Below are 14,926 nucleotides of genomic sequence, written 5' to 3' on the forward strand. Positions count from 1 at the left end.
CATCAGTTCTTTGATCTTGTTTTCGCCGATTTCCGGGTCACGGCCTTCCATCGCCGCCAGAGCGGAACCTGCGATGATCGGAATATCGTCGCCCGGGAAGTCGTACTCGGACAGAAGTTCACGAACTTCCATCTCAACCAGTTCCAGCAGCTCTTCGTCGTCAACCTGGTCAACTTTGTTCAGGAAAACAACCATCGCCGGGATACCAACCTGACGGCCAAGCAGGATGTGCTCGCGTGTCTGGGGCATCGGGCCATCGGCCGCGTTCACAACCAGGATCGCGCCGTCCATCTGCGCCGCACCGGTGATCATGTTCTTAACATAGTCAGCGTGGCCGGGGCAGTCGACGTGTGCGTAGTGACGTGCTTCTGTTTCGTACTCAACGTGCGCAGTCGAGATCGTGATGCCGCGCGCTTTTTCTTCAGGCGCACCGTCAATCTGGTCGTACGCTTTGAAGTCACCAAAGTACTTCGTGATCGCCGCTGTCAGCGTCGTTTTGCCGTGGTCAACGTGACCAATCGTGCCAATGTTGCAGTGCGGCTTGCCGCGCTCAAACTTTTCCTTTGCCATCTCTCAAGACGCCTCACCGTTGGGGGGCCGAAACGGGCCCGAATTGCATCGCGGGCGGAGATATTGACTCGCGACGGGAAAATCAAGGCGCAGTTGCACCAAGATCGACAGAAGTGCCCCGACAACACAGGCCGGGGACAGTCATTTAGGCTTAATTCGGCGCATCCAGTTCCGGTTCGATGACCGGAGCCATGACCTCAGACGCGGCGCTTTCATCAGAGTAATCCAGCGCGGGGCCGCCAATTACTACATCATATTCAACGGGTTCGCCGGTTGCAGTCAGGTTGGCTTCCGGTCCTCCGAACCAGCCGGCCTCCTGCTGCATGCGGCGCATCCAGTTTTCGATCTGCAGGGCTGCATTTTTCGTCAGATTTTCCATCTGCTCTTCGGCGGATTGCGTCACGCCAGAGCCGACAATCGTTTCGGCTGACGCCGCTTCGAGCGCTGTGATTTGCTCGGGCACTTCATTCAGTTTTTTGCCGGTCGCATCTTCGAACACCGTAGCACGGACAATCACCACCGATTTCGGGCTGAAGACCAGCGGAATACCCGGCTGGGCCAGAACGAAGCCTTCGACGCTGACGCCGATGTGGTAAAAGCTGTCACCCTCATAGCGGCGGAAGCGTTCTTCGAGCGCGGCATCCATGGCCTTGTTCCACTCATCCGCATCCGCCTGACGGGACGCAGGGCCTTTCGTAATATTGGGCGACGTGACAACCGCATGGCCCAGCTTGAAATCACCAAGCGGCACAAACGGTTCCTTCAGTTCGCGGGCGCCATCAGCACAGGCTGCCAGAAGGGCCAAAATCGGAACAAAAACAAAGGTAGACAGACGCATGATATAGCTTCCCACATAGCTGTAGACATTGGCATATCGCACCGTCGCAATTGTCGCAATCAAACTAGGCTGGAAACTGCCGTTGTTGATACTATCCTAGCCGATATGGACGTACCCTACCGTGAACGACATGCGCCAGCGCCTGCCTGTTAAGCCCGCCTTTGCCCGCGGGCCTTTAACCACGTTGCAGACGCTCAAACACGTGCGGAAGAATGTTCTAAACATCATTCCGCAAACCGCTCTGAGCGAAAAGATCGTCACCGATCACAAACGCCCCCGCTGGCATATGGTCACCGACCCCGATCTGCTGCGCCGCGTTTTGAAAGACAACGTCGACAATTATCCGAAATCGCTTGTGATGAAGGCGCTTTTGCGGCCTGGTCTGGGGAATTCGATCCTGCTGGCTGACGGTGCGCCGTGGCGATGGCAGCGCCGGACCACCGCGCCTGTTTTCGCCCCGAACTATGTGCGCGCCTTGGGTCAAACGATGACCACCGCCACCGATCAGATCAGCCGCAAAATCGCGCGCAAGGCGGCCTCCGGCCCTGTGAACCTTTATGACGATATGACCGAGGTCACGTTTGACATCATCGCAAACGTCACGTTTTCCGGCGACGAGGGGTTGGATGGCAAGGCCATGCACCAGTTGATCAACGACTACACCTATTCGGTGGGCAAGCTGTCGTTGATGGATCTTATGGCGGTGCCCGAATGGGTCCCCCGCCCGAGCCATTTGCTGAACCGCCGGACGATCAAGGCGCTTCACCGGCAGGCTGAACGGGCCATCGATCTGCGACGCGAACTGGGAAACGCGAACCGCCCTGATGATCTGCTTGATTTGCTGCTACGGACAGAAGACCCGAAATCAGGTCGACGGATGACCACCAAAGAACTGCGCGACAATCTTCTGACCTTTGTGATTGCTGGCCACGAGACATCCGCGCTCGCGCTGAGTTGGGCGTTTTATTTGCTTGGGTTCGATCCCGAACGTCAGGCCAAGGCCCGCGCCGAAGCACAAGCCGTACTTGGAACGCGGACCGCAACCGCCGACGATGTTGAAAACCTGCCCTACATCCGCGCCATCATTGACGAAGCACTGCGGCTCTATCCGCCCGCGTCCTTGGTTGGACGTGCGATTTTGCGCGATGACGTGCTGGGCGACACCAAGGTTTTCGCAGGCGAAGCGATCATGATCCCGATCTTCGCCCTGCACCGGCATCGCGAACTTTGGGATGCGCCCGATGATTTTGTGCCCGAAAGATGGCTTCAGACGAAGTGGTCGGAACGGCGTTATTCCTACCTGCCGTTCGGGGATGGCCCGCGTGTTTGCATCGGGGCCAGTTTTGCCATTCAGGAAAGCGTGATTGTGCTGGCGACGCTGCTGGCACGGTTCGCGTTTGAAGCGGTGCCAGACAAGACACCGGAACCGGTGATGATATTGACGATGCGCCCGAGTGGCGGCGTCTGGATGAAGGTGACGCCGCTAAACGCTTAGCGGCTTGCGCCCGGCACCCACAGAACGTCGGCTTTGCCATCATCATTGGCAATGCGTGCGGCCACAAAGAACCAGTCCGACAGGCGGTTCAGGTACGTGACGGTCGCCGCATTCACATCCTCGGTCACGGACAACTCGATCACCAGACGTTCCGCGCGACGTGCCACGGTACGGCATTGGTGCAGATGCGCCGATAGTGCCGACCCACCTGGCAGGATAAAGCTGCGCAGCGGCTCAAGACGTTGGTTCATCTCGTCGATCTCGGCTTCCAGACGTTTCGTCTGGGCCGAAATCATCCGCAGCGGCGGATAGTCGGCCTCATCATCGCGGTCCATGTCGGGGCGGCACAGGTCCGCGCCCAGATCGAACAGATCGTTCTGAATGGTGGCCAGCATGGCGTCCATTGCACCTTCGGAATGCAAACGGGCAATACCAACGACAGAATTCAGTTCATCCGTCGTGCCATAGGCGATGACCCGCGGGGAATGCTTGGCAACACGGTCGCCATTTCCCAAGGCCGTTTCGCCTTGGTCACCGGTGCGGGTGTAGATGCGGTTCAGGACAACCATCGGCTCAGGCTCCTCTTCTGATCCAAACGAACAAGAGGATCAGTACCACCGCAAAGAACTGCGCGTAAATGCGGTAGCGCATGATGCGGTTGGCGTGTTTGCGGTTAAATTCGCCACCCTTGGCGAAACCGCCGATTCCGACCATCAAAATCCCCAAAACAAGGAGGATGGAGAACCCCATGACGATAAATAGTGGATCCTGAAGCATAGCGGACCTTTCAGATGTCTACGCGTGTCTGCGAAGACATAGCTGCCCTTGCAGAAAAAGCGAATGCGACTTTCACGCCCGCTTTAGAATCCAGTCTAGCACAGATTGCGGCAGAATGCGCTTGGCCACGGCCATGGCCTGCGTTGGCATGGTCACACGGTAGCGCGCGGGTGGATCTATCTCGGTCACGGCCTGAAACAGCTTTTCCGAAACTGCCGAGGCAGGCAGCGTGCCCTTCATCTCGCCGCTTCCTTTGTACAGCTTGTCCAGCAAGGTGCTGCGATACTCGTCGGCGCGGCGGGAATTTTCCCAATCCACCCATTTTTCGAATTGCTTGATCGCGTTATTCCGAAATTCAGATGTGATTGGGCCGGGTTCAATCAATACGACCTGAATATTTTCGCTTTCCAATTCCAGCCGCATCACATCGGCCCAACCTTCCAACGCGAATTTGGTCGATACATATGCACCGCGCCATTTCGTTCCGATAAATCCGAGAATTGAGGAATTCAAAACAATACGACCATGCCCCTGATCGCGCATCACCGGCAAAAGCTTTTGCGTCAATTCGTGCCAACCAAGGAAATTCGCTTGGAAAATCGTGCGCATCGCATCAGGAGAGATATCTTCCAATGGCCCCGGAATAGCGTAAGCGCCGTTGTGGAACACCGCATCAAGGGTGCCACCGGTCGCGGCCAGAATTTCTTCGATCGCAGGGGTAAAGGTGATGGGGTTTTCGTAGTCGATCAGCGGGCTATCAAACCCCATCTCGCGCAGGCGATTGCAATCTTCGGGTTTCCGGCAAGAGGCAAAGACGCGCCATCCGCGTCGTTGCATCATCTGCGCTGCGTCCAATCCAATACCGCTCGAACATCCGGTGATCAGTATGGATTTGGTCATGTCTCAGTCCCGTCTTCATTGCAGTCAGGACTGAGATGATCTGTTAGGGGCGCCACTTCAAGCCTTTCAAAGGCTTAGTTTGAGGCTGTGACCAGATAATCAGCCATCCAGCCCACTTGGTTGCTAGATTTTACGCGCAGTTTGATCCAGCCGTCGCCATTGTTGGACAGAACCTGAACTTCATCACCGCGCACCAGCTTATCCAGAACCGAATACCGTGTGCCGGGACCGTTGCGCAGATTCACTCGCGATGCAGTCACTTCACGCAGGTCAACTTCGTTTGCGACAGCCGCGACAACTTCGGGTTCGGACACGTCAACTTCGATAGGTTCGGCTTGTGTGTAAAGAACGTTCACAACGCGCGCACCTTGCGTGCCGTCAGCATTGTAGGAAACCGGAGTGACCAAAGGCTTGGCTGTGGCAACAGCGCCAAGGTCGTTGATACGCGTATCCGCCCGCGTCACGACCGGTTCTTCTTCTACTTTCGGCAGAACTGTTTCTTCGACAGCAGCAATCTCAACGCCGTCTTTATTCTCAATATACCATCCGGGTTCAAAATCAGCGCCGCCGCTCATTTCGTAAAAACCCCAGAATAGAAATCCAAAAGATGCAATAATGAAGCGGGCCATCCGCTCACCCCCAAAAATAGACCGTGTTACTGAACTAACGCCAAAAGGCAGCTGGCGTTCCCTCGGTCCTAGCGATTCTCTTTTTACGGGATAAGGGGAAAACGAAATAAAATGCATCAAGCGCAACTTGCCGAAGCACTTTCGCAGCGGTATCACGATGCCCATGAACGATAACATAACCGAGCCGGACACCCCTTCGCACACAAGTTCTGAACCCCTTCGCCGCGCGATCGGGGAACGGTATCTGACGTATGCGCTGTCGACGATCATGCACCGTGCGCTGCCTGATGCGCGGGACGGTCTGAAACCTGTTCACCGCCGCATTTTGTACGCGATGCGCGAACTGCGTCTGTCGTCGACGGGTGGCTTCCGGAAGTCCGCCAAGATTTCCGGCGACGTGATGGGCAACTATCACCCGCATGGCGACGCCGCGATCTATGACGCGATGGCGCGTTTGGCGCAGGACTTTGCCGTGCGCTATCCGCTGGTGGATGGTCAGGGCAACTTCGGCAACATCGACGGCGATAACCCTGCGGCCTCGCGTTACACCGAAGCGCGACTGACCGTCGTGGCCGAGGCGATGCTGGACGGGCTGAACGAAAACGCCGTCGACTTCCGCCCGAACTATGACGGCACCCTGGAAGAGCCGGTTGTTCTGCCCGCGTCTTTCCCGAACCTTCTGGCGAACGGCGCCAGCGGGATCGCGGTGGGCATGGCGACGAATATCCCGCCGCACAATATTTCCGAATTGATTGATGCCTGCCTGCATCTGATCAAGTCGCCCAACGCGCAGGACGACACCCTGTTGAATTACGTCCCTGGTCCGGATTTCCCGACAGGTGGCGTTTTGGTGGAATCGCCCGAAAACATCGCGCAAGCCTACAGCACCGGTCGTGGATCGTTCCGCCTGCGGGCAAAATGGGCGATCGAGGATCTGGGCCGCGGCGTCTATCAGATCGTCGTCACCGAAATTCCCTATCAGGTTCAGAAATCCAAGCTGGTCGAACGACTGGCCGAGCTGATCCAGACCAAAAAGGTTCCGATCCTTGCCGATGTGCGCGACGAAAGCGCCGAAGACATCCGCATGATCCTTGAACCCAAGTCCAAGAACGTGGACCCCGATGTTCTGATGAACATGCTGTTCCGTAACTCGGACCTCGAGATCAAGTTCAGCCTGAACATGAACGTGCTGATCGACGGCGTGACGCCTAAGGTCTGTTCGATGAAGGAAGTGCTGCGTGCCTTCCTTGATTTCCGTCGCGATGTTCTGTGCCGCCGCTCGGCGCACCGGATGGAAAAGATCGACCACCGCCTTGAGGTGTTGGAAGGCCTGATCATTGCCTTCCTCAACCTTGACCGGGTGATCGACATTATCCGCTACGATGACGATCCCAAGGCCGCGTTGATGCGTGAAGACTGGTCTCAGGATCACAAACGCGCCACTTCCGAGGCCGATTATGTCGGGCCGTCCGATGTGATCCCCGCGTCCGCCGTGACCCTGACCGAGGTTCAGGCCGAAGCGATCCTGAACATGCGCCTGCGGTCCTTGCGTCGTCTCGAAGAGATGGAATTGGTCGCGGAGCGGGATCGCCTGATGGAAGAGCGCGCCGGTCTGGAAGACCTGCTGGCCAGCGAAGACCTTCAGTGGACCCGCATCTCGGAACAGCTGCGTGAAACCAAGAAGGCGTTCGGCAAGGGCTATGCCGGTGGCGCACGTCGCACCATGCTGGCCGAGGCCGCCGAAGCCGAAGACGTTCCGATCGAAGCGATGATCGAGCGCGAGCCGATCACGGTGGTCTGTTCGCAAATGGGCTGGATCCGCGCGATGACAGGCCACATTGATCTGACACGCGAGCTAAAGTTCAAAGACGGCGACGGCCCGCGCTTTATCTTCCACGCGGAAACCACCGACAAACTGCTGGTCGCTGCGTCGAACGGGCGCTTCTACACCATTTCTGCCGCGAACCTGCCCGGCGGGCGCGGCATGGGTGAACCGCTGCGTCTGATGGTCGATCTGCCGAACGAGGCCGAGATTATGGATATCCTGATCCACAATCCCGACCGCAAATTGCTGGTTGCGTCCTCGGCCGGTGACGGCTTTGTCGTGCCCGAGGCCGATGTCGTGGCGCAGACGCGAACCGGCAAGCAGGTTCTGAACGTCAAGGAAGGCATCCGTCTGCTGGTCGTGAAACCGGTTGAAGGTAATGCCGTGGCTGTCGTTGGCGAAAACCGCAAGGTCCTGATCTTCCCGCTGGATGAACTTCCGGAAATGGGTCGGGGCAAAGGCGTGCGCCTGCAAAAGTACAAAGACGGCGGATTGTCCGACGCGAAAACCTTTGTGCTTGAGGTCGGCCTGAACTGGCTTGATCCCGCAGGCCGGACCCGCACCGTCACGCATGAAGAGCTGGACGAATGGATCGCCAAACGCGCCTCGGCGGGGCGCATGGCCCCACGCGGTTTCCCGCGGGACAACAAGTTTACCTGATACCGAGAACAAAAAAGGGTGCTTCAAGGCACCCTTTTTTAGTTTCGCAAATCAATCGCTTTGCCCTTTACCGAGCGCACAACTTTTAGCAGAGTGGCGGCAGTTAACCTTAGGGAAAGATATTTATGACCAGCCCATTAACAGGCTCAGCGAGCGGCGATTTAAACGTCAATTATAATGGCACCAAGAAAGAGATGTTCGGCCTTGCCTTCAAGACCGGCATGCTGACCATCGTGACCTTCGGCATCTACCGCTTCTGGCAGAAAACACGGCTGCGCCGGTACATCTGGTCGCGCGCCAATGTCGGCGGTGACACGTTTGAATACACTGGTACAGGGCTGGAAAAGCTGTTGGGCTTTCTTGTCGCGATCGTGTTTCTGGCGGTCTATCTGGGCATCATCCAGATGGTGCTGTTCTTCTTTGGCATGAACATCATGGTAGACCCCGAAAACGCATCACCGGCACAGGTGATTGGACAGATCCTGGCGATCTATATTTCGTTCTTTGCCGTGCTTCCGTTCCTGCTGTTCGCGGTCTACCGCGCACGCCGTTACAAGCTGGCCCGTACCCGTTGGCGGGGCATCCGCTTTGCAATGGAAAAGGGCGCGTGGGGCTATGTCTGGCGGGCGATTGGCCACGGTCTTTTGACGCTGGTTACCTTGGGCATCATGCTGCCGCGCCAGACCTATTACCTTGAAAAATACATGACCGACCGCAGCCACTTTGGTTCGGCCAAGTTCGAACAGACCGGTGAATGGAAAAAGCTGTATCCGGCGATGAAACATATCGCCATCGGCTTGGTTATTTTGGTCGGAGCAGTGGCCGCCGGTGTCTCAGGCAGTGGGGCATTGGCAGGTATTCTAGGCTTCGTCGGCTATGTCTGGCTGATTATCGGCAGCATCTATTACTCGGTCCACAGCTTTAAATATCTCACGAACAACAAGACCCTTGAAGATGTGCGGTTCAACGCAGACCCGAGCACGGGCACAGTCATTTCCAAGGCAATTCTCGGCGCGATCATCATCACTGCGATCATGGCAGCAGCGGCGCTGATCTTTGGCTTGGTCATGGGATTGTTCGGTGCCTTTGCGCAAGAAGGCGGAAGTCCGGTTATCCTGATCTTCATCGGGCTTGTCGGCTATCTGACGTTGCTGGTTCTGGCGCAGGCGCTTAGCCTTGTGTTCATCACCCAGCCCATTCTGGCGCACTACATCGACACGCTGACTGTGCTGAACCCCGATGGGCTGAACATGATCCATCAGCGCGAGGCCGACAGCAATCTGGATGCCGACGGCTTTGCCGACGCGCTGGATATCGGAGGCGCAATCTGATGCAGGAAACGCAGGCCGTTTTCTTTGATGGCAAGACAGCAGGCAGGATTCCGGTGACCGTGTCTCTGGGGCCTGACCGGCTGGCTCTGTTCATCACCGGCGACGGCCTGCCGGAACCGCTGCGCTGGCCTTTGGGCGAATTGCGCGGCCTGCATTCGGATGGCGCCAAACATCAGGTGATCCTGACACTGCGCCAAGAAGGCGATGACGAACTGGCGCGCCACACGGCGCGTCTTGTTTTAGAAGATACAGTTGCCAAAGAATGGCTTCTTACGACGCGGCCCGATCTGTTCCGCAAAGACGTGCCCAAAGGGACGATGAAGAAGATCGCCAAGTTCACAGGCATGGCAGTGGGGGCCACTGTGCTGATGCTGTTTGTGATCCTGCCGGCCATGGCGAACACACTGGCCGCGATCATTCCCATCGAACGCGAAGTTGCCTTTGGCAAAACCGTTGTGGCCCAGATCGCGCGGGTGTTTGGCGGCGTCGGAATAGATGAGCTGACCTGTCAGGGGGAAGAGGGCCAGATCGCCCTGCAAGTCATGGTCGACCGGCTGACCGAAAATCAGGACATGACCTACACCATATCAAGTCGCGTGTTTGATCATCCGATGGTTAACGCCTTTGCCGCACCCGGCGGGCAGGTGGTTGTGATGAAGGGCCTGATCGACAGCGCTGACAGCCCCGATGAGGTGGCCGCCGTGCTGGCCCACGAAATCGGCCATGTCGAATCGCGCGATGCGACACGCAATGCGCTCCGGTCCTCTGGATCGGCCGGTTTGCTGACCATGCTGATCGGGGATTTCACCGGCGGCGCGGTTATGGCGATTCTGGGGGAACAGCTTTTGTCGGCGTCCTACACGCGCGAAGCAGAAGGTCAGGCGGATGAATTCGCGCTTGAAATGCTGCAAAACGCCAATGTGTCCGCCGACGGGATGGCGCGTTTCTTTGAACTTCTGGACGAAACTTACGGCGAATCCGCGCTGCCTGCGTATCTGTCAACGCACCCCGTTACGCTTGAAAGGGCTCAGCGCGCACGGGACTTTGCCGAAACACAAAGCGCCACAAGTCCGGTCATCTCTGATTCCCAGTGGCAATCGCTTAAGCAAATCTGCGATTGAGCCAACTTGCGACCAAAGGCCCCGTTTTCATGGGGCAAAAAACACGTATGCCGAAACGTCATAATCAGAAAACGCGACGTCGAATGCACCCGATGTGACGTTTTTTCCCTGTTTCAGTGTTCGCTGAACGGTTATTCACGCCGTGGGAGAAAAGTTTTACCCGCGCATGGCCTCGGCCACGCGCCTGTACAAGGAGAGAAACGCATATGAAGGTACTCGTGCCTGTCAAGCGCGTGATCGACTACAACGTGAAAGTTCGTGTGAAAGCGGACGGAACCGGTGTCGATCTGGCTAACGTCAAAATGTCGATGAACCCCTTCGACGAAATCGCTGTAGAAGAAGCGATCCGTCTGAAAGAAGCGGGCAAAGCAGAAGAAGTCATCGCGGTATCCATCGGCGTCAAGCAGGCGCAGGAAACACTGCGGACCGCTCTGGCGATGGGCGCGGATCGCGCGATCCTCGTTGTTGCGGCTGACGACGTCCACACAGACATCGAACCGCTGGCGGTTGCCAAGATCCTTGCCAAGGTTGCCGAAGAAGAAGGCGCCGGTCTGGTTGTCTGCGGCAAGCAGGCGATCGACAACGACCTGAACGCGACAGGCCAGATGATGGCTGCGCTTCTGGGTTGGGCACAGGCGACAAACGCCAACACGCTGGACGTCGACGGCGACAACGCTGTTGTGGCCCGCGAAGTTGACGGCGGTCTGCAGACCATCAAGGTCAAGCTGCCCGCAATCGTCACAACCGACCTGCGTCTGAACGAGCCGCGCTATGCGTCTCTGCCGAACATCATGAAGGCCAAGAAAAAGCCTCTGGATGAGAAAACACCGGCGGACTACGGCGTCGACGCATCCCCGCGTCTGGAAGTTGTCAAAACATCCGAACCGGGTTCGCGCGAAGCGGGTGAAATGGTTGGCTCGGTTGACGAGCTGGTGGCGAAACTCAAAGAGAAGGGTGTTGTCTAATGGCTGTTCTTCTGCTTGCTGAAATCAACGACGGCGCATTGGCGATGGACGCCACAGCCAAGGCTGTGACTGCGGCCAAGGCACTGGGCGACGTGACTGTTCTGGCGGTTGGCGCAACGGCGAAAGCCGCAGCTGACGAAGCCGCGACAATCGACGGCGTGTCCAAAGTTCTGGTCGCCGAAGACGCGATCTACGGCCACCGTCTGGCGGAACCCGTCTCGGCTCTGATCGTTTCGCTGGCTGGCGGTTATTCGCACATCGTGGCACCCGCCACGACTGACGCGAAAAACATCCTGCCGCGCGTTGCGGCGCTGCTGGACGTGATGGTTCTGACAGACGTCACAGGCGTTGTAGATGCCGACACGTTCGAACGTCCGATCTATGCGGGTAACGCGATCCAGACCGTCAAATCCTCGGATGCGACAAAGGTCATCACCTTCCGTACATCGACATTCGATCTGGCGGGCACAGGCGGTTCTGCGTCAGTCGAAGCGGTTTCCGCTGCCGACAACCCTGCCCTGTCCGAATGGGTCGAAGACAAGATGGCCGAAAGCGATCGTCCGGAACTGACATCGGCTGGCGTCGTTGTCTCCGGTGGTCGTGGCGTTGGTTCGGAAGAGAACTTCAACCTGATCGAAGCGCTGGCGGACAAGCTGGGCGCAGCGGTTGGCGCATCCCGCGCCGCGGTTGACTCGGGCTTTGCCCCGAACGACTGGCAGGTGGGCCAGACCGGTAAGGTGGTTGCACCTGATCTGTACGTCGCCGTCGGCATCTCGGGCGCGATCCAGCACCTTGCGGGTATGAAAGACTCCAAGGTCATCGTCGCGATCAACAAAGACGAAGAAGCCCCGATCTTCCAGGTTGCCGACTATGGCCTGGTTGCGGACCTCTTCGATGCAGTTCCGGAACTGACCGAGAAACTGTGATCGACCCGATCATCTGAATTGGAAAAGCCCGCCGAATTCGGCGGGCTTTTTTTATTACAGCGACACTTCCAGCGCGGGTCTTAGTTTTTCCAGCAAATGCATGCTAAGCCGCCGGTGCGCATCCGGCCCGACACAGGCGCGTGCGGCGATCTCTTCGAAATCGGAAAAGATCATACCATCCGCGCGCTGGGGGCGGGGTGGGTCGCTGACCTCAACAAATCCCAGCAAGCGCGGGCGCAATTCGTCGATCATCGCCTTGGTGACAAACAACGGATCAGGCCCAAGCTGCTGGTTGGACTCGTAACTCACATGTTCGGGCACAGGTTTGTCTGACATCCAGACAAGTATCGTGCCGCCCAAGAAACCGCCGACCAGCGATTTCATCCGCGCGACCCAAGCCGTCTGAAGCTCTTCTATCACCTGATCGAACCTTTCCGGCCCGCGGTCGATCAGCGCCTGCAACAGATGGCGTGTAAAATTGAACTCGGTAAAATCGACCTCTGGATAGAGGTCTAACAATTTGTCCGACGCTTTCAGGAAGCGGTCATTCCGGCGTGGATGCACGCTGTAGTACCGGTTCGACATATTCGCCGCGCCCATCACCTGACAGACAACAAGCCGTGCCTCTTGCACCAAGGCCAACACATCTGGATCATTTCGAAACAGGTCGATGCCTGCGTTGATGACCCCGAAGTTGGCCACTGGCACATTCAGTCCGGCCTCGATCAACGTTGGATAAGGTTCCGGCACAAACCGCCCGTAGGTTTCTGTGCCCCCCAGACAGGCCAGATACGGCCCCTCTAACATGCGTCTGGGGCCACGAAAGCCCAGACGCGATTTTCCGTAACGACATGGATAATATTCCAGTCCCCCACGGGACTTTGACAGTTCCGTCATCTCACCACCTATATTTTCACCCACTTGGAAAATTCGGTGATTCCTCTTGCCGAAATCCTAAATTTCAAATTTGACAGGAACTTGCATGCTTGGCCTTGCGGTTCCCCTAGGGCACGCCCTACTGTTGCGCTGCAGCAAGATGAAAAGGGCACGACATGGAAATTAAGTCGGTGGGTGTCGTTGGCGCGGGCCAGATGGGCAACGGGATTGCACATGTTATGGCCGTAGCCGGCTATGATGTTGTGCTGAACGATCTGAACGCTGATGCGCTGGAACGCGCCATGGCGGTGATCGATAAGAACCTGGATCGTCAGGTCAGCCGGAACATCATCTCGGCCGATGACAAGGCTGCGTCGCTGGCGCGCATTTCATCCACGCAAGAACTGACCGAGTTGGGCCAATGCGATCTGATCGTCGAGGCGGCGACCGAGCGCGAAGAGATCAAGACGAAAATCTTTGAAACGCTTGTGCCGCACCTGAAGCCCAACACGATCCTGACATCGAACACGTCGTCCATTTCCATCACACGTCTGGCCAGCCGCACGGACCGGCCGGAAAAGTTCATGGGCTTCCACTTCATGAACCCCGTGCCTGTGATGCAACTGGTCGAACTGATCCGTGGCATCGCAACAGATCAGGAAACCTATCAAGCTTGCCTGAAAGTCGTTGAAGACCTTGGGAAAACCGCAGCCAGCGCCGAAGACTTCCCCGCCTTTATCGTAAACCGCATCCTGATGCCGATGATCAACGAAGCGGTCTATACGCTCTATGAAGGCGTGGGCAACGTGTCGTCGATCGACCAAGCGATGAAGCTGGGTGCAAACCACCCGATGGGGCCTTTGGAACTTGCAGACTTTATCGGTCTGGATACCTGTCTGGCGATTATGAACGTGCTGCACGACGGTCTGGGCGACACCAAATACCGTCCCTGCCCGCTTCTGTCGAAGTATGTCGAGGCCGGCTGGCTGGGCCGCAAAACCAGCCGAGGTTTCTATGACTATCGCGGCGACGCGCCTGTTCCGACCCGCTAATCAGTCAGCCCTACGCAAATCCAGCTTGCCAGCGACGTCGCGCAGAATGCCTGCGAGCGCGGTCGGGTCTTCTGTCGGGGTTTGATCCGGATCGAACATCAGGCTGATCACACGGGTCGCGTCGGCCATTTTCAGGGGCATCGTAAAAACCTCGCGCCGGTGAACCGCCTGGATACGGGCGAAAAGATCGGGGATAACGGCAACACCGGCACCGGTGGCGGCCATCAGCAGGATCGAATCCAGACTGGTGCCTTCGTAGTCATCCGACACGATCCCCCCGCTGGCCGCAGCAAGCCCGTACACAATCCGCGCCAGCCTGTGGCCCGTATCGAGCGTCAGCAAACGCTGGCCGCTCAGATCCTCGGCTGTGGCGCTTTTGCGGCCTGCCAGAGGATGATCGCGGGACACTGCAATCCACAGAGGTTCGGTGAACAGCGGCATCTGGCGGGTGTTCGGATGATCCTCGGGCGTCGAGATGATCGCATCAAAACGGCCATAGCGGATGCCTTCATCCAGACTAAGCGTGTTTTCCTCCCGCACGATTACGCGCAAATCCGGCTGGTCGCGGTGCAGCACCTGCATGGCTTGGGGCAACAGATACGGCCCGATGGACGGCAGAACGCCCAACCGCAGTCGCCCGCCGAACGGTGCGGAGGACGTCATCGCCCCGCGCAGGTTCGTCACCTCGGACAGAATGCGTCGGGCACGTTCGACGAACTCCAAGCCCTTGGCCGTCGTCTTTACGCCACTCCGGTTTCTGTGAAACAGCCGCACGCCCAATTCGGATTCGACAGTAGCGATCTGTGTCGACAGACTGGGCTGGCTGACGTTCAGCACCTCGGCGGCCAATCCGAAATTGCCCAACTGGTGCACCGTGACAATGTATTCAAGCTGCCTGAGCGTCGGACGCATACATAGCCTCAAACTATAATTAATGTGATCAATTTGTATTTAAGTTATC

At 57.4% G+C, this 14,926-nt stretch carries 15 protein-coding genes; 7 read left to right on the forward strand and 8 right to left on the reverse strand.

Translation table 11 applies throughout. The features are described from left to right. Both C4S59_RS09925 and C4S59_RS09930 read right to left on the reverse strand, forming a co-directional pair. Positions 1-570: GTP-binding protein (locus tag C4S59_RS09925; RefSeq protein WP_146064527.1), on the reverse strand; the 570-nt coding region annotated here is incomplete at its 3' end. Between the two features lie 151 nt (positions 571-721). Further along, positions 722-1,408, reverse strand: a complete 687-nt coding sequence (locus C4S59_RS09930; RefSeq protein WP_200813207.1) for a hypothetical protein — start codon at positions 1,406-1,408, stop codon at positions 722-724. 130 nt (positions 1,409-1,538) lie between these two features. Here C4S59_RS09930 and C4S59_RS09935 point away from each other — a divergent pair, with 130 nt between their 5' ends. Beyond that, entirely contained in the window at positions 1,539-2,903 is a 1,365-nt protein-coding gene (locus C4S59_RS09935; protein ID WP_103910359.1) for a cytochrome P450, read from the forward strand. On the opposite strand, the gene C4S59_RS09940 is transcribed toward C4S59_RS09935, so the two are convergent. From C4S59_RS09940 to C4S59_RS19800, 4 genes are all read right to left on the reverse strand, one after another. Continuing rightward, positions 2,900-3,472: a cob(I)yrinic acid a,c-diamide adenosyltransferase gene (locus C4S59_RS09940; protein ID WP_103910360.1), complete on the reverse strand. Its 573-nt coding sequence runs from the start codon at positions 3,470-3,472 to the stop codon at positions 2,900-2,902. The genes C4S59_RS09935 and C4S59_RS09940 overlap by 4 nt on opposite strands. Before the next feature lie 4 nt (positions 3,473-3,476). Next, positions 3,477-3,680 (reverse strand): twin transmembrane helix small protein, encoded by a 204-nt coding sequence (locus C4S59_RS09945; RefSeq protein WP_103910361.1) that lies wholly within the window; start codon positions 3,678-3,680, stop codon positions 3,477-3,479. Positions 3,681-3,752: 72 nt separating this feature from the next. Further along, positions 3,753-4,580: an SDR family NAD(P)-dependent oxidoreductase gene (locus tag C4S59_RS09950; protein ID WP_103910362.1), complete on the reverse strand. Its 828-nt coding sequence runs from the start codon at positions 4,578-4,580 to the stop codon at positions 3,753-3,755. A gap of 74 nt (positions 4,581-4,654) precedes the next feature. Beyond that, the gene (locus C4S59_RS19800) at positions 4,655-5,209 is read right to left on the reverse strand and encodes an SH3 domain-containing protein (RefSeq protein ID WP_103910363.1); all 555 of its coding nucleotides are present in this window, start codon (positions 5,207-5,209) and stop codon (positions 4,655-4,657) included. A 163-nt stretch (positions 5,210-5,372) separates the two neighbouring features. Here C4S59_RS19800 and C4S59_RS09960 point away from each other — a divergent pair, with 163 nt between their 5' ends. The 5 genes from C4S59_RS09960 to C4S59_RS09980 all read left to right on the forward strand — a co-directional run bounded on the left by C4S59_RS09960 (position 5,373) and on the right by C4S59_RS09980 (position 12,037). Further along, entirely contained in the window at positions 5,373-7,694 is a 2,322-nt protein-coding gene (locus C4S59_RS09960) for a DNA topoisomerase IV subunit A (protein ID WP_103910364.1), read from the forward strand. Between the two features lie 125 nt (positions 7,695-7,819). Then, on the forward strand, positions 7,820-9,025 hold the full coding sequence (locus C4S59_RS09965; RefSeq protein WP_103910365.1) for a YjgN family protein: 1,206 nt from the start codon (positions 7,820-7,822) through the stop codon (positions 9,023-9,025). Then, positions 9,025-10,146: a M48 family metallopeptidase gene (locus C4S59_RS09970; protein WP_103910366.1), complete on the forward strand. Its 1,122-nt coding sequence runs from the start codon at positions 9,025-9,027 to the stop codon at positions 10,144-10,146. The genes C4S59_RS09965 and C4S59_RS09970 overlap by 1 nt, the downstream gene beginning before the upstream one ends. A 206-nt stretch (positions 10,147-10,352) precedes the next feature. After that, a complete protein-coding gene (locus C4S59_RS09975) occupies positions 10,353-11,111 on the forward strand; it encodes an electron transfer flavoprotein subunit beta/FixA family protein (RefSeq protein ID WP_103910367.1) in 759 nt (252 codons plus the stop codon). Continuing rightward, complete coding sequence (locus C4S59_RS09980; RefSeq protein ID WP_103910368.1) at positions 11,111-12,037, forward strand: electron transfer flavoprotein subunit alpha/FixB family protein; 927 nt, start codon at positions 11,111-11,113, stop codon at positions 12,035-12,037. The genes C4S59_RS09975 and C4S59_RS09980 overlap by 1 nt, the downstream gene beginning before the upstream one ends. 54 nt (positions 12,038-12,091) lie before the next feature. On the opposite strand, the gene C4S59_RS09985 is transcribed toward C4S59_RS09980, so the two are convergent. Then, positions 12,092-12,934 carry a DUF6473 family protein gene (locus C4S59_RS09985; protein ID WP_103910369.1) on the reverse strand — a complete coding sequence of 281 codons (843 nt, stop codon included), beginning with the start codon at positions 12,932-12,934 and terminating at the stop codon, positions 12,092-12,094. 155 nt (positions 12,935-13,089) lie between these two features. On the opposite strand from C4S59_RS09985, the gene C4S59_RS09990 reads away from it, so the two are divergent. Continuing rightward, positions 13,090-13,965 (forward strand): 3-hydroxybutyryl-CoA dehydrogenase, encoded by an 876-nt coding sequence (locus tag C4S59_RS09990; protein ID WP_103910370.1) that lies wholly within the window; start codon positions 13,090-13,092, stop codon positions 13,963-13,965. On the opposite strand, the gene C4S59_RS09995 is transcribed toward C4S59_RS09990, so the two are convergent. Next, the gene (locus tag C4S59_RS09995; RefSeq protein WP_103910371.1) at positions 13,966-14,877 is read right to left on the reverse strand and encodes a hydrogen peroxide-inducible genes activator; all 912 of its coding nucleotides are present in this window, start codon (positions 14,875-14,877) and stop codon (positions 13,966-13,968) included. It lies immediately after the preceding gene. Positions 14,878-14,926: the final 49 nt, after the last annotated feature.

It is taken from the genome of Thalassococcus halodurans, assembly GCF_900108225.1.
Lineage (GTDB): Bacteria > Pseudomonadota > Alphaproteobacteria > Rhodobacterales > Rhodobacteraceae > Thalassococcus > Thalassococcus halodurans.